Source organism: Haloimpatiens massiliensis, assembly GCF_900184255.1.
GTDB lineage: Bacteria > Bacillota > Clostridia > Clostridiales > Clostridiaceae > Haloimpatiens > Haloimpatiens massiliensis.
This window is the reverse complement of record NZ_LT854640.1, coordinates 1,670,751-1,691,978: the sequence shown is the minus strand read 5'-3', so window position 1 is coordinate 1,691,978 and position 21,228 is coordinate 1,670,751. Positions and strand designations below refer to the sequence as shown.

The 21,228-nt window shown below is 29.7% G+C and carries 22 protein-coding genes and 1 riboswitch; of the genes, 5 read left to right on the top strand and 17 right to left on the bottom strand.

The genetic code is table 11. The annotated features are described in order from the left end of the window. Nucleotides 1-21: 21 nt before the first annotated feature. The 4 genes from C1715_RS16225 to C1715_RS16210 form a co-directional block, all read right to left on the bottom strand. Complete coding sequence (locus tag C1715_RS16225; RefSeq protein WP_102401412.1) at nucleotides 22-498, bottom strand: PTS sugar transporter subunit IIA; 477 nt, start codon at nucleotides 496-498, stop codon at nucleotides 22-24. 174 nt (nucleotides 499-672) lie between these two features. After that, nucleotides 673-1,458: a histidinol-phosphatase HisJ family protein gene (locus tag C1715_RS16220; protein ID WP_242971982.1), complete on the bottom strand. Its 786-nt coding sequence runs from the start codon at nucleotides 1,456-1,458 to the stop codon at nucleotides 673-675. A 299-nt stretch (nucleotides 1,459-1,757) separates the two neighbouring features. Continuing rightward, entirely contained in the window at nucleotides 1,758-2,324 is a 567-nt protein-coding gene (locus tag C1715_RS16215; protein ID WP_102401411.1) for a phosphoribosyltransferase family protein, read from the bottom strand. Between the two features lie 16 nt (nucleotides 2,325-2,340). After that, nucleotides 2,341-3,405, bottom strand: coding sequence for a permease family protein (locus C1715_RS16210; protein ID WP_102401410.1), 1,065 nt, complete (start codon nucleotides 3,403-3,405; stop codon nucleotides 2,341-2,343). A gap of 68 nt (nucleotides 3,406-3,473) precedes the next feature. After that, nucleotides 3,474-3,575, bottom strand: a riboswitch (purine riboswitch). Nucleotides 3,576-3,727: 152 nt separating this feature from the next. Between C1715_RS16210 and C1715_RS16205 the strand changes: the two genes are divergently transcribed. After that, nucleotides 3,728-4,378 carry a GNAT family N-acetyltransferase gene (locus C1715_RS16205; RefSeq protein WP_242971981.1) on the top strand — a complete coding sequence of 217 codons (651 nt, stop codon included), beginning with the start codon at nucleotides 3,728-3,730 and terminating at the stop codon, nucleotides 4,376-4,378. A 266-nt stretch (nucleotides 4,379-4,644) separates the two neighbouring features. On the opposite strand, the gene C1715_RS16200 is transcribed toward C1715_RS16205, so the two are convergent. After that, the gene (locus C1715_RS16200; RefSeq protein ID WP_102401409.1) at nucleotides 4,645-5,676 is read right to left on the bottom strand and encodes a DUF5700 domain-containing putative Zn-dependent protease; all 1,032 of its coding nucleotides are present in this window, start codon (nucleotides 5,674-5,676) and stop codon (nucleotides 4,645-4,647) included. A gap of 361 nt (nucleotides 5,677-6,037) precedes the next feature. Here C1715_RS16200 and C1715_RS16195 point away from each other — a divergent pair, with 361 nt between their 5' ends. Further along, complete coding sequence (locus C1715_RS16195; RefSeq protein WP_102401962.1) at nucleotides 6,038-6,595, top strand: uracil-DNA glycosylase; 558 nt, start codon at nucleotides 6,038-6,040, stop codon at nucleotides 6,593-6,595. Between the two features lie 57 nt (nucleotides 6,596-6,652). Here the strand turns inward: C1715_RS16195 and C1715_RS16190 are convergent, their stop codons facing one another. The 3 genes from C1715_RS16190 to C1715_RS16180 form a co-directional block, all read right to left on the bottom strand. Continuing rightward, nucleotides 6,653-7,390 (bottom strand): gamma-glutamyl-gamma-aminobutyrate hydrolase family protein, encoded by a 738-nt coding sequence (locus C1715_RS16190; protein ID WP_102401408.1) that lies wholly within the window; start codon nucleotides 7,388-7,390, stop codon nucleotides 6,653-6,655. A gap of 222 nt (nucleotides 7,391-7,612) precedes the next feature. Beyond that, nucleotides 7,613-8,263, bottom strand: a complete 651-nt coding sequence (locus C1715_RS16185; RefSeq protein ID WP_102401407.1) for a hypothetical protein — start codon at nucleotides 8,261-8,263, stop codon at nucleotides 7,613-7,615. A gap of 627 nt (nucleotides 8,264-8,890) precedes the next feature. Next, the gene (locus C1715_RS16180; RefSeq protein ID WP_102401406.1) at nucleotides 8,891-9,277 is read right to left on the bottom strand and encodes a metal-dependent transcriptional regulator; all 387 of its coding nucleotides are present in this window, start codon (nucleotides 9,275-9,277) and stop codon (nucleotides 8,891-8,893) included. 334 nt (nucleotides 9,278-9,611) lie between these two features. On the opposite strand from C1715_RS16180, the gene C1715_RS16175 reads away from it, so the two are divergent. Then, the gene (locus C1715_RS16175) at nucleotides 9,612-10,340 is read left to right on the top strand and encodes an EcsC family protein (RefSeq protein ID WP_102401405.1); all 729 of its coding nucleotides are present in this window, start codon (nucleotides 9,612-9,614) and stop codon (nucleotides 10,338-10,340) included. A 126-nt stretch (nucleotides 10,341-10,466) separates the two neighbouring features. Here the strand turns inward: C1715_RS16175 and C1715_RS16170 are convergent, their stop codons facing one another. Beyond that, nucleotides 10,467-12,161 (bottom strand): ATP-binding protein, encoded by a 1,695-nt coding sequence (locus C1715_RS16170; protein ID WP_102401404.1) that lies wholly within the window; start codon nucleotides 12,159-12,161, stop codon nucleotides 10,467-10,469. A gap of 87 nt (nucleotides 12,162-12,248) precedes the next feature. Beyond that, complete coding sequence (locus tag C1715_RS16165) at nucleotides 12,249-13,340, bottom strand: radical SAM/SPASM domain-containing protein (protein WP_102401403.1); 1,092 nt, start codon at nucleotides 13,338-13,340, stop codon at nucleotides 12,249-12,251. A gap of 406 nt (nucleotides 13,341-13,746) precedes the next feature. Here C1715_RS16165 and C1715_RS20110 point away from each other — a divergent pair, with 406 nt between their 5' ends. After that, a complete protein-coding gene (locus tag C1715_RS20110; RefSeq protein ID WP_278320123.1) occupies nucleotides 13,747-13,878 on the top strand; it encodes a hypothetical protein in 132 nt (43 codons plus the stop codon). Nucleotides 13,879-13,961: 83 nt separating this feature from the next. After that, complete coding sequence (locus C1715_RS16160) at nucleotides 13,962-14,525, top strand: GNAT family N-acetyltransferase (protein ID WP_102401402.1); 564 nt, start codon at nucleotides 13,962-13,964, stop codon at nucleotides 14,523-14,525. A 212-nt stretch (nucleotides 14,526-14,737) separates the two neighbouring features. On the opposite strand, the gene C1715_RS16155 is transcribed toward C1715_RS16160, so the two are convergent. From C1715_RS16155 to C1715_RS16125, 7 genes are all read right to left on the bottom strand, one after another. Beyond that, the gene (locus C1715_RS16155; protein ID WP_102401401.1) at nucleotides 14,738-15,889 is read right to left on the bottom strand and encodes an iron ABC transporter substrate-binding protein; all 1,152 of its coding nucleotides are present in this window, start codon (nucleotides 15,887-15,889) and stop codon (nucleotides 14,738-14,740) included. Nucleotides 15,890-15,982: 93 nt separating this feature from the next. After that, on the bottom strand, nucleotides 15,983-16,735 hold the full coding sequence (locus C1715_RS16150) for an ABC transporter ATP-binding protein (RefSeq protein WP_102401400.1): 753 nt from the start codon (nucleotides 16,733-16,735) through the stop codon (nucleotides 15,983-15,985). Next, nucleotides 16,735-17,817: a FecCD family ABC transporter permease gene (locus C1715_RS16145; protein WP_102401399.1), complete on the bottom strand. Its 1,083-nt coding sequence runs from the start codon at nucleotides 17,815-17,817 to the stop codon at nucleotides 16,735-16,737. The genes C1715_RS16150 and C1715_RS16145 overlap by 1 nt, the downstream gene beginning before the upstream one ends. 270 nt (nucleotides 17,818-18,087) lie before the next feature. After that, on the bottom strand, nucleotides 18,088-19,341 hold the full coding sequence (locus C1715_RS16140; RefSeq protein ID WP_102401398.1) for a M28 family peptidase: 1,254 nt from the start codon (nucleotides 19,339-19,341) through the stop codon (nucleotides 18,088-18,090). Nucleotides 19,342-19,443: 102 nt separating this feature from the next. After that, a complete protein-coding gene (locus C1715_RS16135) occupies nucleotides 19,444-19,758 on the bottom strand; it encodes a P-loop NTPase family protein (RefSeq protein WP_102401397.1) in 315 nt (104 codons plus the stop codon). Nucleotides 19,759-19,764: 6 nt separating this feature from the next. Next, nucleotides 19,765-20,205, bottom strand: a complete 441-nt coding sequence (locus tag C1715_RS16130) for an ATP-binding cassette domain-containing protein (protein WP_102401396.1) — start codon at nucleotides 20,203-20,205, stop codon at nucleotides 19,765-19,767. After that, on the bottom strand, nucleotides 20,205-21,182 hold the full coding sequence (locus C1715_RS16125) for a FecCD family ABC transporter permease (protein ID WP_242971980.1): 978 nt from the start codon (nucleotides 21,180-21,182) through the stop codon (nucleotides 20,205-20,207). The genes C1715_RS16130 and C1715_RS16125 overlap by 1 nt, the downstream gene beginning before the upstream one ends. Between the last annotated feature and the right edge of the window lie 46 nt (nucleotides 21,183-21,228).

The following is a 21,228-nucleotide window of genomic DNA, read 5'->3' as shown; positions in this document are numbered from 1 at the left end:
CCCCTTAATCTTATTTCAAAATTAAGTTCTATAAGTTATTACTGTCTCCTCACCAGCCTTAACAATATTTAAATTATTTTTTTCAAATTCCTTTATTTCTTCCATATTTGTTATTACTACCATTGTAATTAATGAATATCCTTTTTCTCTAATAGTCTTATTATCTATTTCTACAATAGGCTGACCAATTTTTACACTTTCTCCAGGTTCAATTAATCTTTTAAAACCACTGCCATTTAAATTAACAGTATCTAACCCAATATGAATCAATAATTGTATTCCATTAGTACACTCTATTGCAAAGGCATGATTGGTTTGAAAAATCATCTTTAAATTTCCATCTGCAGGAGCACTTATTATACTTCCTGTAGGTTCTATTGCAAATCCATCACCAACCATTTTTTGAGAGAACACTTCATCGGGTACCTTCTCTAATTCTATAATCTTCCCATCCACTGGAGATTTTATATTAAATTTCTTCTTGAAAATATTAAACATGCATGTCCCCCTCCTGTAAAATACCTCTATATCATTGCTATTCTTTCAACAAAAAAGGCACGAGTTTTCACAACTCATGCCTGATTTAACAGTAACACGTTATCTATACCATGATTATATATTCTTAAAAATAAATTGTCAATAGTATACTTTTAGCAGCGATTTAAAGTTTTTTTACATTATTAAGCTTCTTTTGCTGAATTTTGCCACAGAAGAAAAACCTACGCTAGCTAAAATTTCATAAACTTCTTTTATGCCTTCTCCTACTCTATTTGATTTATGTGCATCAGAACCTACCGTTATAATTCTTCCACCCATACTATAGTAAGTCTTTAGTATGGAGAGCCTTGGAAAAGTCTTTTTGTATTCCTTATAAAGTGAGGATGTATTAACTTCTATTCCCTTACCTCTCTCTATAATAATTTCTAATATCTCACTAATTTGTCTTTCATAATCCTGCAAATTATACAAACTGTGAAATTCTTCCATTGCATATCTCTGAACTAAATCTAAATGACCAAGAACATCATAATCTGCCTGGGCTGCAATGTTTTTAACCTCTTCAAAATATCTTTTATAAGTTTCCTCTTCTCCATACTTATGTAATGATTTACGTAAAGTAAGAGTACCTATATTATGTATAGAACCAATAATAAAATCTAAATCAAATTTATCAATAATTTTTTTTATCTCTTGTTTTTTTATATGTCCCTCACCGATTTCTAAGCCTCTTTTAATAGGAAATTTATATTTTTCTTTGGTTTCATCAATGTCTTTTCTGTATTTTTCATGCTCAAAAAAATCATAACTTGGATCGTAATCTAAAACGCTAAAATGCTCTGTCATACATATTTCACTTAATCCCATATCTATGGCTTTTTCGCATATATTCTCAATTTTTTCTTTTGAATCAAAAGAATATCTAGAGTGTATGTGATAATCTGCTAACTCCTTAATCATTAGTTCATCTCCCTTTTACTCTATTTTCAATTATACATGTCCTAAATAGCATAAAATCGACCTAATATCAAATTCATATTAGTATAGCTAACAATAATATTTATTTAATGTTAAGTTTACTTCATATTACCATTAAACACCTATATTCTCAATAGATTAAAAAAACTGAGTACTTAAGTTAAAAAATCACATGCTACATAAAAGTTTACTTCATAACTAAATATAATAGAACATATATAAGTGTAACTTTAAAATGCAATCATTATTTCATTCATCAAGGAGTTTATATATATTTTGAATTACATCTCAGAAAATACTTGACCATTTGGAGCCATTAAAGGTAGTTTTTCTAAAAATATTATATCCTTCCTTTTAGATGCTTCTCCTTCTGCTAAAATTGCAGCCTTTGCAGTTATAATCCCTCCTGCTTTTTCCACTAATCTTTCCATTGCAATTAATGATTCCCCTGTACTTATTACATCATCAATTAGTGCTACTCTTTTACCTTTAATTTTATCTACATCTACACCATCAAGACATAACAACTGCTTTTTCTGAGTGGTTATAGAAATTACTTCGTCACATATAGGATTTTTCATATAAGGCTTTATACTCTTTCTTGCAACAATAAACCCTTTCATATTTAATATTTTTGATATTTCATAAACTAATGGAATTCCCTTAGCTTCAGCAGTAACTAATACATCAACACTTGGTAACTTTTCCGCTATAGCTGAAGCAACATTAGATATAAGTTCTGTATCCCCAAGGATTACAAAGCTAGCAATGGCTAAATCTTCATTTATTTTAATAATTGGAAGATTACGCTTAACACCACATACATTTAATTCATAATATTTATTCATATAATTTCCCCTCCATTTACCCTATCATAGGTAATAATATTTTCATTAATAATCCTGAAATCATGCCGACAAATGGATCTGTTATAGCCGTTACTGTCATTGTAACTCCACCTATAAGTGTTCCATTTAACGTATTAGATGTAACAGCAGCTGCTGCATTAATAGGAACTGTAACTATCGCACCTAGTACAAATAAAAATCCTGCTATAGATTCTGCGGGAATATATTTACCTATTTTAGGTAGAAGACCTGCAAATAGTATTGCAGCCATAAGTAACATCATTACAATACCGCTGATTTTAGGATTAGGTGATCCTCCTGTTGCTGAAATTATAGTTTCCACAGGTGCTCCACCGAAAAGAGAAGAACTCATATCAGCTAATGAACTTATTATTGATACATGGTCTATATTTACCTTACGACTTGCCAGCTGACCAGTAATATTTCCAAAGGCTATGTTTGCACCTATATTAAGACACACCATACTCATAGCTCCTCTTAATACTTTTAAGCTAAAAGATGGTTTTTTTAATGTTATTTTTTCCCTTTCTATAATAAGCGATTCATTCTTTTTATTACCTAAGATATTGTATACGATACTTGATATTATTACAGATACTGCAATAGTGTAAACTAAATCTTTCGTAAATAGATGTGTTATTACTCCAGAAGCTATAGAAATATATCCTATGATTTTATTTTTTCTTGCCATTTCTATAGAAACCTTAGCTAGCATAATTCCGACTCCAGCCATCATTCCAGCTGTTATAACTGGACCAATAAAATCTGTTATTTTACTCATTAAGCCTAATAATCCAATGAAGGCCATTATCAAACCTCCATAAAAAATCATTGAAAGTCTTTCTTTAAGGTTGTCCCCCATAGTACCAGCTAAAGTAATTGTTTCAGCTTGAAATGATATAGGCACTACACTCCCTGTTATTGCATTACCAGCAGCACCCATTAGAAATGCAAAAGCCGTAGGAACAGATGCAAAACCAAAGGATAATGCTAAAAGTCCCTGAGGCAATCCATTTAAAAGTACACTGAAAATTGATAAAATGTCTTTCCATAAATCCATATTTTTTTTCTCCCTTCAATCATATTTACTCTTAATGTCAGAAGGAGATAAGTTATAGAACATACATGTAATTCATTAACTTCTCCTATAGTAAAGTAGTTTGTGGCTACCCTGTAGAAACTTCTGAACCTTATTATCAGAATTATATAAGAGCGAATATTTTATTTTATAACATAATAAATATTATCACTTATTACGAACATTTTCAACATTGTTTTCAGTATCGTACGCATTTATTAGACATTTATCTCTATTATTCATGGAAATTCATCATTTAAAATCAATTCCGAACCATTTATGAAATTGAGAGAATATAACATTTATGCTATATTTAAATCATGGCAACAATGGTAAAATAAATCAGACCTCTGAGAATATTTCACAAGGGTCTGCCAATAATCAAAATTATATAACTATAGAAGGAGCACTAACTATGAATATAAAACTAATATTAACATCAAAAGAAAATGCTTATATTATTAATAATCTCTATCCTTTATACCTTCATGACCTTTCAGAACATTATGGATTTCTGCCTAATAAGCATGGAGTTTTTGAAGAAAGTAATGACTATAAAACCTTATCAGATCAAAATGAAGTGTTTAACATATGGTGGGAGAAACCTAATTGTCTCTATCCTTTTTTAATTCTCGTAGATGAAATACCAGCAGGATTTATGCTTGTGGCAACGCCACCATATACATCAAAAGGAACAGATTATTATGTTAACGAATTCTTTTTACTTAGACCTTTTAGAGGACAAGGAATAGGCTCCCATGCAGCTTCAAAAATATTTGATAAATTTAAAGGTAAATGGGAGCTTTATACTAATTCATCTAAAAAAAATATACGAGGACAAAAATTTTGGAGAAAGACCGTTTCAAATTATACCAAGGGCGTATATGAAGAAAAGTTTGGTGAAACATTTGATGGGTATAAATTAATATTTAGATTTGACAATTCCAATTACTAATTTTCGTGCCACTATTATAGAATTATATAATGAATACTATCCTTCTCAACAAAGTACAAGAAAAATTATATGCTTCAAAGAAAATTGTATTCTAAATAAAAGCTTTCAAGCTTCACATGAAGTTTTTTTGTCAACATTAAATTTGGACAAATCCTTTATATGAATTTGTCCAAATTATATTTTTATGATCATCCCACAAAAAGTATTAAATTACTTAAATTATGAAATTTCTCTGAAATGACTTGCATAAGAAGCAAAGGAACTATTTATATTTTAAATTCTTCATGTGAAAGCTTTTCTAGAGCTTTATTAAATGTCTCTCGGAAACTTTGAGGATTTCTTATGGTTTTATATACCATTTCTTTTCCAAAACAATCATGTATTATTCCCCAAATCTCATTTCCAAAACTATATACTCTAAACTGCTTTAGCTTAGGTATATCTTTGTTTTTATCCTGACCTTCTACATATGGATTCATCCAATAATCTTCCATATACTTAACTAGTTCTTCCATTGTATTAATATGACCAGCTCTTATATAATTTATAGAAGCTTTAAATTGTTTCATGGTATTATAAAAATCCTTGTTGAGATATTCCCATGTGAATTTATCCAAGCCTATATTTTTAGGACCATCATATATGCTCTTAGATAAAACTCCCTCAGCATTATTACAGTATTTTACCGCCAATCCTTCCCCAGAAAAAGAAAGATAAAATAAATCTTCAATTGGCATATTATTTAAGTCTAATTCCTCATAAATAGTATTTAGTGCCACATGATGAACCTCATGAGCTATCGTAGCACAAAAATCATCTATCGACTTTTCCTTAACCAATTGTAAAAAATCAAAGTGCATGCCATTTTTATACACATATCCAAAGCTTTGTCCTATTCCCACTGTAAAAATAAAATTCAATTCTGACAAATTTATATCTTCTGGCAACCCCTTTAGTGCAATGGATATCTGCTGCTCAAATAGCTCTTCTGTAAATTTATCTAATTCACTAACCTTTTCCATATAAAAATCTAAATTATCTAGTAAATCTTTATAAAATTTATGATGTATCTTTAAACCTTTATTTGTTATTTCTTCTTCCTTTATATTAGGTAAATTAATGAAATATTCTGTAAATTCCTCTTTAGAAATTTTACCTTTATATCTTTCAAATTCAAATTTATAATCCTCATGTTCAATTAAATCTTCAATTTCCTTTTTTTCTACATTGCCCCATTTTAATTTTTTACATAGTTCAAGCATTGAACTTATAGTTTTGTACCTAATTTTAAAATTCATTTTTATAACCCCCAATTTAATATTTCATTTGTAATATGTAAATTTATTCATAAAATAATTCTACCTCTCTTTTACATTATATCATATATATTAACATTTTATGGAGCTTTTTTCATTCTTATAAAATACATTCTATCATAGCTGTTGATAGCCCATAGCCATAACTCTCTTTAATTCACGTGCCAAAGGTAAAAGTACCTGGACCCTAGACTCAAAGAACTACCTATAGTAAAATAGGAATATAAGAAATAAAATATACTAACGGAGGTGAACTGTTGCGATAAATCCATAAAAACATAACAAAGTACGGAATTAAATCATATCTATAGGTTTTTATGTCTTGTTGGCAACGGCGATGTATATGCTTCAGTGGAAACAATTATATGAAAAATGTAATAAATGCAACATGTGTAGATTAGGTAATAGTAGGACTAATATGGTTTTTGGAGAAGGAAATCTCAATGCTAAACTTATGTTTGTGGGCGAAGCACCTGGAGCAGATGAAGATAGAATCGGCAGACCTTTTGTTGGAAAAGCAGGACAACTCTTAGAAAAAGCTCTTAGAGCATTAGATTTACAAAGAGAAAGAGATTATTACATCTCTAATATATGTAAATGCAGACCAAAAAATAATAGGAACCCACAGGAAGATGAAGCACAGGCATGTTTGCAATACCTTAGAAACCAAGTAGCACTTATTAAGCCTAAAATTATAGTTTGCCTTGGAGCAATTCCAACTAAATACATAATGGGACCAGAATTTAGAGTTACAAGAAATAGGGGGAACTGGGTAAAACAAAAAGGAATCTACATAATGCCAATATTTCATCCCGCAGCCTTGCTAAGAGACGAAAGTAAAAAACCTCTATTTTGGAAAGATTTAAAAAAAATCAAAGAAAAATTTGATGAAATTTCATAGAGCTGAAAAGTCAGGTACTTAGAATTCTTTCCAAGGTACCTGATCCATGGTGAACTATTACTTAATGGAAGATTTCTGCACTAACGTATCAAATATTTTCTGCATCTCCTGGTGCTTGTCACTCATCATTTCAGGATGCCACTGAATTCCAAGCACAAAGTCTTCTCCCTCTTTTTCAATAGCCTCAACTACATTATCCTTTGATACTGCAACAACTTTAAAGCCTTTAGCAACTTCTTTTACAGCTTGATGATGAAAGCTATTAACTAACGCCTTTTCTCCTAGTATTTCATGTAAAATAGAATCTTTTATTATTTGAACAGTATGAGTTGCACTAGTTGGAGAACCATTTTGACAATGTTTTACACTATGTTCCTTATGTAAAGATAAATCCTGATATACTGTACCTGCATTTACCATGTTAATTAATTGTTCTCCCCGACATATTCCAAGTATTGGTTTACCTAATTCCATGGCAAATTTTAAAAGCTTAATATCAAATATGTCCCTCTCCTGAAGTATATCATCTAACTTTTCAATAGGTTCTTCTCCAAACAGTAACGGATTAACATCACTTCCACCTGACAAAATTAAAGCATCTATGTTCTCTACTTGACTTTTTATAATTTCATCATTTTGAGCTATAGGTATTATGTACGGTATTCCCCCTGCTCTTTCAACAGATTCAACATAGTTATTCATCATATAAGATATTTTATGTCCTTGAAAAACCCCTTCATTTATTAATTTTACACTACCTGAAATACCTATTATAGGTCTTTTATTCGTTTTCATTAAAATCCCCCCTGATTTGATATTACATATTCCTTCATACCTGTAAAAGCCTTTACAAAATAACCATAACTATCCTTTTACATTATATCATACCTACTACTAATGCATGGAGATTTTTAGTTTGCCTACATGCAAAAATAAGCAACTTAGACTTAATTCTAAAGCCACTTATTTTTCTCTTATAAAACATCATACATATATTCTTTTCCTAGTTACTGTTACTTAACTTGTCAAAACTGAATTAACTTTACCTTTGTCTTTTTCTTTTATTTGCATTGTCACCTTTCTTATATCTTTATCGAATATTTTATATTTCTTTTCAACAATTAAAGTTAACTGATAATATTCTATCCTCTTAGCAAATCTATTTCTAGTCTTTTTTTCACTCCATTTAAATTCTTTTATACTATCAAAAGTATATCCAATACCATTTACGTATATTATGTTTTCATATATTTTATTTTTACTGTTATTTATTATAACTATTATTAAAATTAAAGAAAATAAAATAATATCAAATACAGCTGGTAACCCATTATTAATATATTGATGTATATAATCTAGTCCTGGTACATTATTTTTTTCTAAAGAATTGTATATATCTATCAGTTTATTGTAATTAAACATATCTTTAAATTTTGTTACATACTTAGGATAAAGAATTGCATAGGATTTATGGTATGGATTATAAAATATATAAAAAAAGAAGGAAAAAATCCAAACATATACCATTAAAATATCTAAGAGTAAAATATTGGGCCTATATATCCCTTTAGCAATAAACTTTTTATTATTTTTTATAGGAATAAAAAGTTCCTTAATTAAAAGAAATATTAATAAGGCTATTAAAAAAAATGAAAATTTTGATAACATAAATATAACACCTCTCTAATTTCATTGTTTTAATAAAAAACTTACTTTACTAATAAATATAGTATGTATGCTTGCCTCTAATGACAATAATTTAGGTACATGAAAATAAATAACAAGTCAAAGATGCTGGTATATTTTGTGTAAGACAAGGAAGCAGGTTCCACCGCTAGTAGAACTATCGGTGGGTTCTGCTGACGCAGTATGACGCAAAATAGACTAGCATACTGACTTGTTATTTATTTGAATGTGCCGTATTTAAATATTCTCCCTATTATCTTATGCTTCAATTATTAGCTACTAAAATAAATTTTCTTTAATAAATTATGAAAATCAAATTTTTGACTAAATTTAGATATTTTCATATAAATTCTCATTTAATCCAAATAAATATTAACTCCAGTTGCCATCATATAATCATTTTCAAAAATACATTTTAATTCTAACAATTACACTATATGTATTATATCATATTTTTCCTATATTTTCAATTTTATAAACATAAGATGCAGGCATGCCCTGCTCAAAAATTTGAACAAAAAAAGCATCTTTAAAAAAATAAAAATCATAGGATTTGCAATATCCTATGATTTTTATTAAGCCAATAAAATTGTCCTATGAATGTAAACACTACACATGTTTTTTCTGCTTAATATACAACTTAGAATGAACTTTAATTTTCTCGAAACTTTCCTCGCTAATTACATGTTCAATACGACAGGCGTCTTCCAATGCTATTTTTTCATCAACACCAAGGGCAATTAAATAATTTGATAACACCTGATGTCTTTCATATATTTTTTCCGCAATATATAATCCTTTTTCTGTAAGTGAAATATACCCTTCCTCATTCATTTCAATATGATTACTTTCTCTCAATCTTTTCATAGCAATGCTAACACTGGGCTTAGAATATCCTAGCTCGTTGACAATATCAATAGAACGTACTACACCAAGTCTATTCTTTAGTATAAGAATTGTTTCCAAATAGTTCTCAGCTGATTCTTGAATTTTCATAATACATCCCTATCCTTCTGTTTTTTCTTAACACTTATTAAGTCAATCCTAGCATATATAAAAATATTATTCAATTAAGATGCTTATATTTCAAAACTCTCCATAAGACGCCAGTTCTAATTATTATTTAGGGGAGTAACTACCGTTAGCTACAACTTTATTGGAATATGGGAACTTACATTAGCTAGTCATCCGATAAAACTATAATTATATGCTTATACTAATTTTATGAACACATAATATTATAAAAAACCTAAAAATACTTTATGATAAGCTTAAAAAATTTAATATAAACTATATTTATGATAGAATTTTCTTAAAGAGAGGTGGCGTAATGGAAATTTACACAACGGAAGCAATTAAAAATTTAAAATTGTGGGATAAAAAAATGAGTAAAAAACCATTTATTAAACTTGATATTGCAAAAGGACTTCAAGATAAAATGAACAGTTTTATACCAGAAAAAGCTCATGAAATCATTACTATCGCAATAAAAAATATGGTTAAAGGTGTTCTTATTGGCTCTGAATTTTCAACTAAAAATCCTTTAATAAATGCTACACTTAAAGAAAGAGAAGAAAAAGTCCTTAATAAACTGGAGTTTTATAAAAAAACTGCTGCACTTAGTGGCGCTGGTACCGGTGCAGGTGGTATTTTGATTGGATTAACAGATTTTCCTATATTATTAAGCATAAAAATAAAATTTCTTTTTGATACTGCTAGTTTATATGGCTTTGATGTTAAAAATTATAAAGAGAGATTGTATATTTTATATATATTCCAATTAGCCTTTTCCAGCAAAGAAAGACGCTTAGAAATTTATAAATATGTTCGTAATTGGAATACATATGTTAAATCTCTTCCTGAAAATATAAATGATTTTGACTGGAGAAAGTTTCAACAAGAATATAGAGATTATATTGATCTAGCAAAAATGCTACAGTTAGTTCCAGGCATTGGTGCAATAGTTGGCGCTGTGGCTAATTATAAACTAATGAATAAATTAGGTGAAACATCCATGAATGCTTATAGATTAAGACTATTTAAAGATACGCTAGGATAAAATCTTAGTATTATCCATATAAAAAATAACATCTCAATTAAGTAAACTGCTCCCTTTATGGTAGACAGTTAAAATAATAAAACTGTTGTCATAAAGGGAGTATGTCGACCTGAAGTATTTATTTTTCTATAAACTCACAGTATAAATATCTTTCTTTCCTGTAACAATAATCAATACTTTCTTTAAATCATCATTTCCAAGTTCTTCTTGAACCATTTTACTTTCTCCATAACTTTGAAGCTGTTTTAACCCCTGTGCTTTTATCCTTTCTAAGGTATCTCTTTCGCTTTCTTTTATATATTTCAGCTCTATAATCCACTGGAATTTAGTTATATCCTTAAACTGAATTTTTCTTTTAAGCATTATATCCACATAACCATTATTATTTTCATCTTCACTTTTTATAAAATAAGTGCTATCTACACCTAAAAGGGTTAATAACATCATCTTTACATTCTTTTCATCCATTTTTATTAAATCTCTATTGGATAAATCCTCTAGTATGACACTTAAAAGTTTTACTATTGGCTCTATATCTCCATGCATTCTCATTTCATTGACAGCTATTCTTACATTTTGTATTTGGATATTATAGTCTTCATTTATTCTTTGAAAATACTGCTCCCAGTATATTGTTTTTATAACGTAGTTTGGCACCTTAAGTACAGTTCCAAGAGGTCCCTGCTCTTTTATTGTAAGCATACCGAGATAAAAAAGTAACGACTTAAAGTTTTCTTTTACACTATACATGGTATGAATATTAAACCTATCTACCAGCATAGTAGAGGTTTCTCCTGTGGTCATTATTTCCTCTAGAGCTTCTCTGTCATTAAAATTATATGCTAATTGGTTCACTCTTCCATAATCAGTTTTTACATTGTTGTCTATCATTTCTTTAGGATAACGATTATATAATAAATAATTATTAAGAAAATACATAGACATGTCTGGATTAAAGACTTTTTTGCCATACTCATTAAATTTGTATCCATTATAATACTTAGTCATATCAGCACATATCTTTTCTCTAAGACCTATATCTTCTATACCTACCTGATCCATAACCCATGAAAGCTCGCCCCTTGTGAAACCCATCATAGCATTAAGATTTTGGTCTAAAGTATAGTTCATGGTAATATTAAATCCGCTAGTTAAGTCATCTAACATTATAGGACTTACACCAGTCATAAATATCCTATTAAAATTGTCTGCTGTGGCATCTTTTATAGCCTTATAAAAAACTTTAACAAAACCTTCACCATGAAGTATACTACTATATGTGCTTTGTCTTCCTCCTGTAATTAGCTCATTAGCAAAGTTATCATATTCATCTATTAGTACAAAAATAGGTATTTTTGCCTTTCTAGAAAGATATGCTATATACTCAACAGCTGCTTCTGCTTTAATGGAATCTTCAACTATTTTCTCATCCTGAAAAAAGTTAGAATATTCTTCAATAAAATTTCTAATAGAAAAGGTTACTTTTGTATTAAAACTCTTTCTAAGTTCTTCTTCCCCATGTCCTGCATCTACTCCTGCAAAGCTTATTTTCCAAACAAGAAATTTATTTCTATCTTCCGTAGGATTTTTACCTACATATAAATCCCCAAATAGCTTTTCAAACTTATCCTTCTTATTTATATCATAGTAATTTTCAAGCATGGATATAAAAAGACTTTTGCCAAACCTTCTAGGTCTTATAAAAAAATTATAGGGAGCATACATATCCAGTAATTCTATATATGAAGTTTTATCTACATAAAGGTAATTTTTTTCTCTTAAAACCTCAAAATTAGAAATGCCATAGGGTATTCTTTTCATTCATTCTCACTCCTTGTTTAATTTTATCTATGCTTAAATAAGCTATTTATCTACTATATTTAATAGTATACCCTATATTGATTAACCCTACAATTCTAATAGTTCTTTAACATCCTCCTCTTTTTCAAATAATAAACATCCTCCATCGTGTTCTCCAATTAGCATTTCCTTATCTTTAAGCTTTTTAAATAGTGGTGATCTTAAAGCTTCCCTTAAACTGCATTCTTTTAAATTAACATCTGAATATGGTGAAAGTGGACATGGTTCTGCTCCGCCATTAGCATTTATATGGAAAAATCCCCTTCCAGCGGCTAAACATCCACCTGAATATTTCTCATCCCCAGGAAATGATAAAAATACCATATTGTCAAATATTTTTCTTAACACTTCTATGTTTTCTTCTAATACTAATCGCTCTTTATCTGTAGGAGCAAGATTTCTAGTAGATTCAATTACTGGAACATACTCCACAAATACTAATGCTCTTGCCCCTTTACTATAAAGTTCCTGTACAAACTCTCTACTTGTAACAGTCATTATATTTTCAGTTGTTACAGTTATGGAACCGCCAAATAAAATTCCTTTTTTATTTAAACTATCCATTGTAGCCATTATTGAACTATAAGTGCCTATTCCCCTTCGGTCATCAGTTTGATTCTTATCACCTTCAATACTTATCATTGGCACTAGATTTCTATTTTTATCAAATAAATTTATATAATTTTCATCAAACATAGTTCCGTTTGTGAAGATTGGAAAAACTATTTCTTTAACTGAAGAAGCTTTTTCAATAACCCCTCTTCTCATTAAGGGTTCCCCGCCTAATAACAATGCAAATGAAATTCCAAGCTCCTTTGCCTCGATAAATATCTCTCCCCATCTTTCTTGTGATAACTCATCACTTTTTAAATTATCTCCACAAGATTTATTAGCTCTTGCGTAACAGCCCTTACAATGCAAATTACAATTAGTAGCAATACTCCCCATAAAAAATGGCGGTATATGTTCTCCTTCACTTTCTAATATGTCTCTTTTATTTTTTGCATCTTTTACTGCTAACATATATTTCATCACAAATGCAGTTTCTTTTGGGTTTTTTATTGATGATTTTAAAACATTCTTTACTATATTTTCAATACCTTTACTCATATATTCAGATAAATCAAATGCTTGGACCATTACTATACCTCCAAAACTATTTATTTAATAAAAAGAACATATACAAATGTTTCAATAATATTAATATGATTAACCCACAATAATGTACAATGTGGTGGAATTATGAAATTTCTCCTCCATGACTTGCATAAAAGCTCGGAACAATAAATTTAATTCAAGTAATATAATGCTTTTTGTGGGTTAATCTTAATATATTTAACAGAGTAATTTAAATATTATGGTATTAATATTGTTTAATCTAATATTAACATATATATTAAAATTCTTTTACTTTTTACTTAAAATAGCAATAAAAATGAGGCTCTGCTAAAGAGTAGTGTTAAAATTTTACTATAGTCCTTATAATTGGATATAATACACCAAGTATATGATTAATGGTGTTGCAACTAAATACCTAGCTAACTATATGTATTGGTTTAAGTGGCTTGAAATCTTTAACACAGATAAAGATACTATAAAGAGTAAAAAACTATTGATACAATCTCATATTCATACAAAATTAAAGGATTTTAACGTTAGAGAAGTAATTTACGTGTAATTGTCCTAAATATTTGAAATTATATGACAATATGCTATATAATTATATGAAAGTTATATATACAAAGATGGGGGTATCCAATAATGAGTAATATTAATCCATTTGATAAGTGTCCAGTTTATGAAACCAATAACTTAATATTTACAAAAGTTAAAGAGGAAGACGCAATAGACTTATTTGAGTGCTATTCTGACCCAATTACTAAAAACCGTATGAATAATGATAATTGTGGCGGTGTATGGGATACACACAATATTGACGCTGTAATAAAGGGTATTAAGGGATGGGAGCAAGAATTTGACGATAGATTTTATATAAGATGGAGTATTAATCATAAGCAGAAAAATAAGATAGTAGGCACTATGGAAATAGCACCTATTCCTAATACAACAAGATTTTGGGATGGTGCTTGTCAGACTGGTATATTAAGAATAGACATCATTTCATCTCTTGAAACTAAAATAGTTTTATCTGAAATTTTAAGAATGGTTTCTGATAATTTTTATGCAGACTTTGATATTAAAAATATCATCATTAAAGCAACTAAAGACCATGGAGAAAGAGTTTTAGCCTTGGAGAATAATAGTTTTGACAAATTAGAGAACAATACCTTTCCTTATAGTGATTATTATATAAAAAGAAAATAATACTTAATGGCTTATATATGCCTCACCTAATGACACAAATTTTTTGATATACAAATATGGGGCTGTCGCACTAAGAATAAATACTACGATATATTGTACTAGATTTAAATTTTTAGTACAGTATATTGTATGTAAATTTTTTAATGCAACAGCCCCATATTATATTTCATTATCAACACTTTTCTTAAACAGAGCTAAAATCTATAATAAATTTATTTCTTTTTGGATGTATCTACTTTTTCTAATTCTTCTAATGTTATCTTCTTAAAACCGCCACTTTCCTTAGCCATTTCTGAATAAAGTTCTTTTCCAACAAGAAATTTATAAATTTCATCTGCCTTTTTCTCTGGCTCAATATCTTTAAACTGCTCTGGGTATAACACCTTTCCTATGTAATAAGCATCAGCCATAGCTGTATCTATATTCACATAGCACCAAACATAAGGTAATTGAGAATATACTTCCCCATTTTTAAATGCAGATAAGGTATTATAATACTTAGGATTTTTTCTATAATCCTCTTTTATAAGACGAAGACTAGCTAAATCTATAAATATTCTATCTGGGTTCCATTCAAGTAATTTTTCCTTATCTATCATAACAGCACCATCTTTATTTATTCCTTTAACTACATTTTTAGCATTAACGGCGTTAAATAAAGGATAATTTTCTCTAGTACTTTCAATTCCATGTGCACCTTTCCATGCTAAACCACCTGCATAAGCACTTAACTTTTTATCATCTGGTATATTCTTTGTCCTATCATTTAAATCCTTTTTACACTTTTCCATATAATTAACTACTTCATTTGCTCTCTTTTCTTCGCCTATAACCTTACCAATAAGCTTTAAAGAATCATACATCTCTTTATCGAATATAACCCCTTTTCCATAACTAAGAGCAACTACGGGAATTCCTATCTTTTCCTGCATTTTATCAAGAGCAGCTTTATCATCTGCATTAGCAAAAATCACATCAGGTTTAAGTTGTAATATTTTCTCAAAATCATCAGCATTATTACCCCTACCTTCACCAATGCTAGGAAGGTTAATTATAGAAGAGTTTGCCATTGCGTATGGTCTTCTCTTAGAATCTTTTTTTTCTCTATCTGGCACTCCAACTAATTTATCTACACTTCCCACATAACAATAAAGTCTTAATGAACCTGGATTATTAGCTATAATCTTTTTTGCTGCTCCATTTTTTAGTGTTACTTTTCTCCCTAACATATCCGTTACAGTAATCTTTTCACTAGCTTGTTTATCATCTTTTTTATCATTAAGCACTGTTTTAGAACCACATCCTGTTAATAAGGTCATAAACATGCACACTACTATAAATACAGATACAATTTTTTTATTCATAACTTATACCTCACTTATCTTTTTATAATATTTGATTCACTACACACTCTGCTATTTCTAGAACTTGTCCATTTTATAAAATAAAAAAGTACTCTACAAAGGAATAACCACTGGAGTAGTGCTATATTTTTCAATCTTTACGGGAACTGAATAATCATCTTCAATATTTTCAGAAGTCATTACTTCTATTCCACCAGCAGCAAAAACTTTACCATTCTTAAGGAGTACAAATTTATCTGCAAAACGAAGGGCTAAGTTTAAATCATGCATTGTTACTACGGCAGCTATTTGTTTATCTATAACAACTTTCTTAATTATATTTATTACTTCAAGCTGATTTTTTAAATCAAGGCTACTTGTAGGTTCATCAAGCATGAGTACTTCTGGTTGCTGAGCCAGTGCCCTTCCAATCAATACCTTTTGAAGTTCTCCACCGCTTAACTCATCTGTGTATCTCAAAGCATAATCCTCAAGTTGAAGCATTTTTATAACATTATTTACTATATCTAAATCTTTTTGTGTAACATCCCATTTAATATATGGCTTCCTTCCCAGCAGTATTGTGTCAAAAACAGTACTTCTAGAACTTTTATTATTTTGGGAAACATAAACTATTTTTTGCGCCAACTCTGTCCTATTTAGATTACGGACATCAGCATCTTCAATAAAAACATTCCCACTTTGAGGCTTTAAAATTCTATTTAGACATTTCAGTAAAGTAGATTTTCCAGTTCCATTGGTTCCCAGTATAGCTAGGCACTCTCCCTTTTGCACAGAAAAAGTCACACCCTTTAAAATGGAATGACTAGGATATTTAAATTCTAATCCATCAACAGATAAAACCATTATTTTTTATACCCCCTTATGAGCAAAAATAAAAACAGTGGTGCTCCAAGAAAAGAAGTAATAACCCCAACAGGTAATACCACTGGTGCAATAATTGTCCTTGCTACAGTATCAGAAATTAAAAGAATCATTGATCCCATAAGTGCCGAAGCTGGAATCAAGAAACGATGATCCCCTCCAATAAGTCTTCTGGTTATTTGTGGGCCTATAAGTCCAATAAATCCAATAATACCAAGAAATGAAACTGCAACTGCTGTAATTAAAGAAGAAACTAGCATTCCCTGAAAACGCACTCTTTCTACATTAACACCAAGACTTTTTGCAGATTCTTCACCACTGTCAAAGGCATTATAGTCCCATCTTTTAAACATAAAATATATTATTGATACACAGACAATGATAGCCATAATAATTACTTCTTTCCAAGAAACTCGTCCCAAATCTCCAAAAGTCCAAAAAACTGCTGCAGCTACTTTTGTATCCTGAGCAAAGTACTGAATCAAAATAGTTCCAGCAGAAAAAAGAGATCCAATAGCTACTCCTGCTAAAACTATGGCTTCTGGCATAAATCCTCGTAATTTTGCAAGTACTATTACAATAAGAGCTGCTGCTATAGCACATAGAAAAGCTGAAACAGTAACAATGTATGGATTGCTTATACTAACAGCATCTGTAGCGGAACTTTGAATATTTCCAGCACCAAATACTATAATAGCTAAATTAGCTCCAAAGGCTGCTGCATTTGATATTCCCAAAGTTGATGGTGAAGCCAAAGGATTTCTTAAATTATTCTGCATTACACAACCAGCTATAGATAAACCCGCCCCAGCAATAATGCCAGCTAAAACTCTAGGTAACCGTATACGCCAAATTACAATATCTGAAACATCACTTCCATATCCAAATATGGACATGAAAACCTGGCTTGGCTTTAAATCTGTAGAGCCAGCATTAATGGCGAAGGTAGCTAAAACAAAAACCAAACACAGCAAAACTAAAGTTATTATTATCTTTTTTCCTATGTATTTTTTATACTGGCTAGTTTTATCAACTTGATCTTTTGCATATAATTGCCGTTTCATATTTAATTCACTCCTTAAATTCTTATATGCATAGTTTATAAACTTTTACTTCATCAACATATTGTCTATGTCTAGTATTTATTAAAAGTAATCCAAGTAAAGCTTTTTATTCATATACAATTCCTCCTACCCTATATGATAAAAATAAACCACGAAAATTAAATTATAAAACTTTTAAAATTTTATAATTATAACCTTCGTGGTTCATATATTTCGCGTTATTAAATTAACTATATTTTATTAAGCAAGCCTTCGTGACTCGCCCAAAATTTATTTTAAGTCTTTCATTAAATACTCATCTATTTCCTTAACTAATTTTTCAGGAATTTCTCTTGGCACTGGAATTACAGCTGCATTAACTATCTTTTCACTGAAATTCTTAATAAAGTTCATGCTTTTATATAAATTTTTAGGAGAAATATTTTCTATAATATCATAACGATTATGAATTTCTATAGCTCCATCTTCACCTACACGCATGAAATTTGCCACTGGTATACCCTTATCTGCAAAAGGCATGCAGTCACTGGAGTATATAGATTGTTTAACTAAAATTGGGAAGCATACTTCCTTTGCGTAGTATTCAATCATATGACATAAACTTTCATTAGCAATTATACTAGCCATATCTTGTCCAATAATTGCTCCGCCTAAATCCACGTTTATTCCAAACTTAATATTCTCAAGTTCTTTTTCATGCTCTTTAACATATGCTTTACTTCCAAGAAGTCCTACTTCTTCTGAACCAAACCACATAAATCTTAAAGTACGTTTAGGTGGATTCTCTAAATAATGGCGAAGAATTTCCATGATATTTACAGATCCTGCTCCATTATCATATGCTCCACTACTAAATGGAACACTATCATAATGAGCCATAAATGCAACAACCTCTTCTGGATATTGTGTTCCCTTTATTTCTGTAATAAGATTATGAGAATCTGTTGTTCCTTCTTCTTGTTCAAGTGTTATACGAACTTTTGTAGCTCCTAATTTAACCATTTCAAGAGCATCCTTAACTCTCATAGTTACTCCAGGAATTTTTCCAAATTCTAAATGTTTTTCTCTTATAGCATTTTTAGCAATATCTGTTTTTTCTTCATCATCCATAAATTCACCGCTGAAAACTATGTATCCAATAGCTCCTGCTCTTACTATATCTCTAAACTTCTTTGCTCTCATATACCCATTTACAAGGACTATTTTTCCCTTAGCATTAACTAAATTAACTTCCTCTGCACTCTCTACATATTCAAGTTCAGCAGTTAATCCCTCTTGAGAGGTATTTCCTGTTAATCCTACACCTTCTACTTTAAATTCTTTATAAAAAGGTTCCAAAACTTCTAATTTCGCCTTTTTTATCTGGTAACGCATTACTTTAAAAGGCTCTACTTTACTTTTTAATCCTAAACTGTCTAGTTCAGCTTTTAAAATATTAAGAGCTTCCATTTCCTTTTCACTGCCACTAGTTCTAACAAAGCTCATTTTCTTAAGTAATTCAAATTGTCTTTCTTCACTATTCATGCCCACAACCCCCTAATTAAGAAATTAATAGAATATACTCTCAATTATAACACTATTTTTATAATTTAGGTTGATAATGAATAATATAGAAGTAAAAATTACCTATATTGCATCTTTAATAATAACGAAACTTTCATTATCTCTTTCTATCATTTCAGCGTTGACCTTATAAACTTCTTTAAACATTTTAACTGTCATTACTTGTTTAGGCATGCCCGTTGCATATACTCCTTTGTTATTTAAAATGATAATATCATCTGCATACTTTTTAGCCAAATCCAAATGATGTAATGTAAGTAGTGTGGTGATATTGTTCTCACAAGTATATTTCTTTATAAAATCTAACACTTGAAATTGCTTATTTAAATCTAAGCTGCTTGTTAACTCATCCATTAATAATATAGTGGGCTCCTTCATTAAAGCTTATGCAATAAACACCATCTGCCTTTGGCCTCCACTGATTTCATTTATATATCTATCTGCTAGATGAGAAATTTTTAACTTTTCCATCATATGCTCTACTTTGTCAATATCCTCATTAGTTACTTTAAGAGATAGGGACTGTAATTTTCCAATTAAAATTGTTTCAAAAACTGTTAGGACAGCATTACATGAAGTATCTTGCGACAAATAGCTAATATATTTATACCCTTCTTCATTCTTTATCGTATTATTATTTTTATCATATATTTGGATTTCTCCTGAATATTTATTAATACCTGTAATACATCGAAGTAAAGCTGTTTTTCCTACACCATTAGGTCCTAATATAACTGACACATTAGATGCTTTTACTTTAAAAGAAACATCCTTTAAAATCTCATTTTTGCCATAATTTAAGGATAATTTTTTTACATTTATCATTAACCCACCCTCCTTTTACTAAATATTAGTGAAAAGAAAAATGGTACTCCTATCATTGCAGTGATTATTCCTATAGGAAATATTATACCCGGAATTATAACTTTACTAATTATAGATGCAATTGAAAGTATCAGCATACCACTTATTGTAGATAATGATAAAAAGAATCTTTGATCTTCACCTACAAGTAACCTTGCTATATGTGGACTTACTAGGCCTATAAATCCAATAGTTCCTACTATACTAACTGCAACTGATGTTAATATAGAAATAATAATAAATACCTTAATTCTGAGATTTTTTGTATTAACTCCTAAATTTTCAGCTCTTTCATCACCTAATCGCATCGCTGTCAATTTCCATGAATCCTTTATTATAAGTGGTATAAATATTAGTAATGCTAAATATATAATCCCAACATTCGCCAAATTAGCTTTTGAAAAACTTCCAAATAGCCAGAACACTATACTTTGTAAAACCTCTGGCGAAGCAATATATTGCATAAAAGATTGTAAAGCTTGAAACAAAAACAATATACCAATACCACTCAAAATCATTATTTCACTTTTCATATTTCTACTTTTTCCTATAAAATAAATTATCGCACTGGCTAGTAACGAAAATATAAATGCTGATAAAGAAACTCCTATAGACCCCATTAAAGTCCCTTGTCCAAATCCTAAAACAATGGCTAAAGAGGCGCCAAACCCAGCTCCTGCTGAAATTCCTAACGTATATGGACTTGCCAATGGATTATTTAATATTGTTTGCATACATGCACCTGACACACCGAGAGCTGCCCCAACAGCTACAGCCATTAAAGCAGCTGGTAACCGCACATTCCAGACAATAATATTAGTGTTTAATTTTGCAACAGGTAATTTTAGCAAACTTTTTAATACATCCTTGATAGGTATTGTTGCTGGTCCTACAGATATATCAATAATTAAGGATATGACTACTAAAATTATCCCCACTATAATATATCTTTTTTTCTTTCTTAAATCATTGCAGTATTTTTTA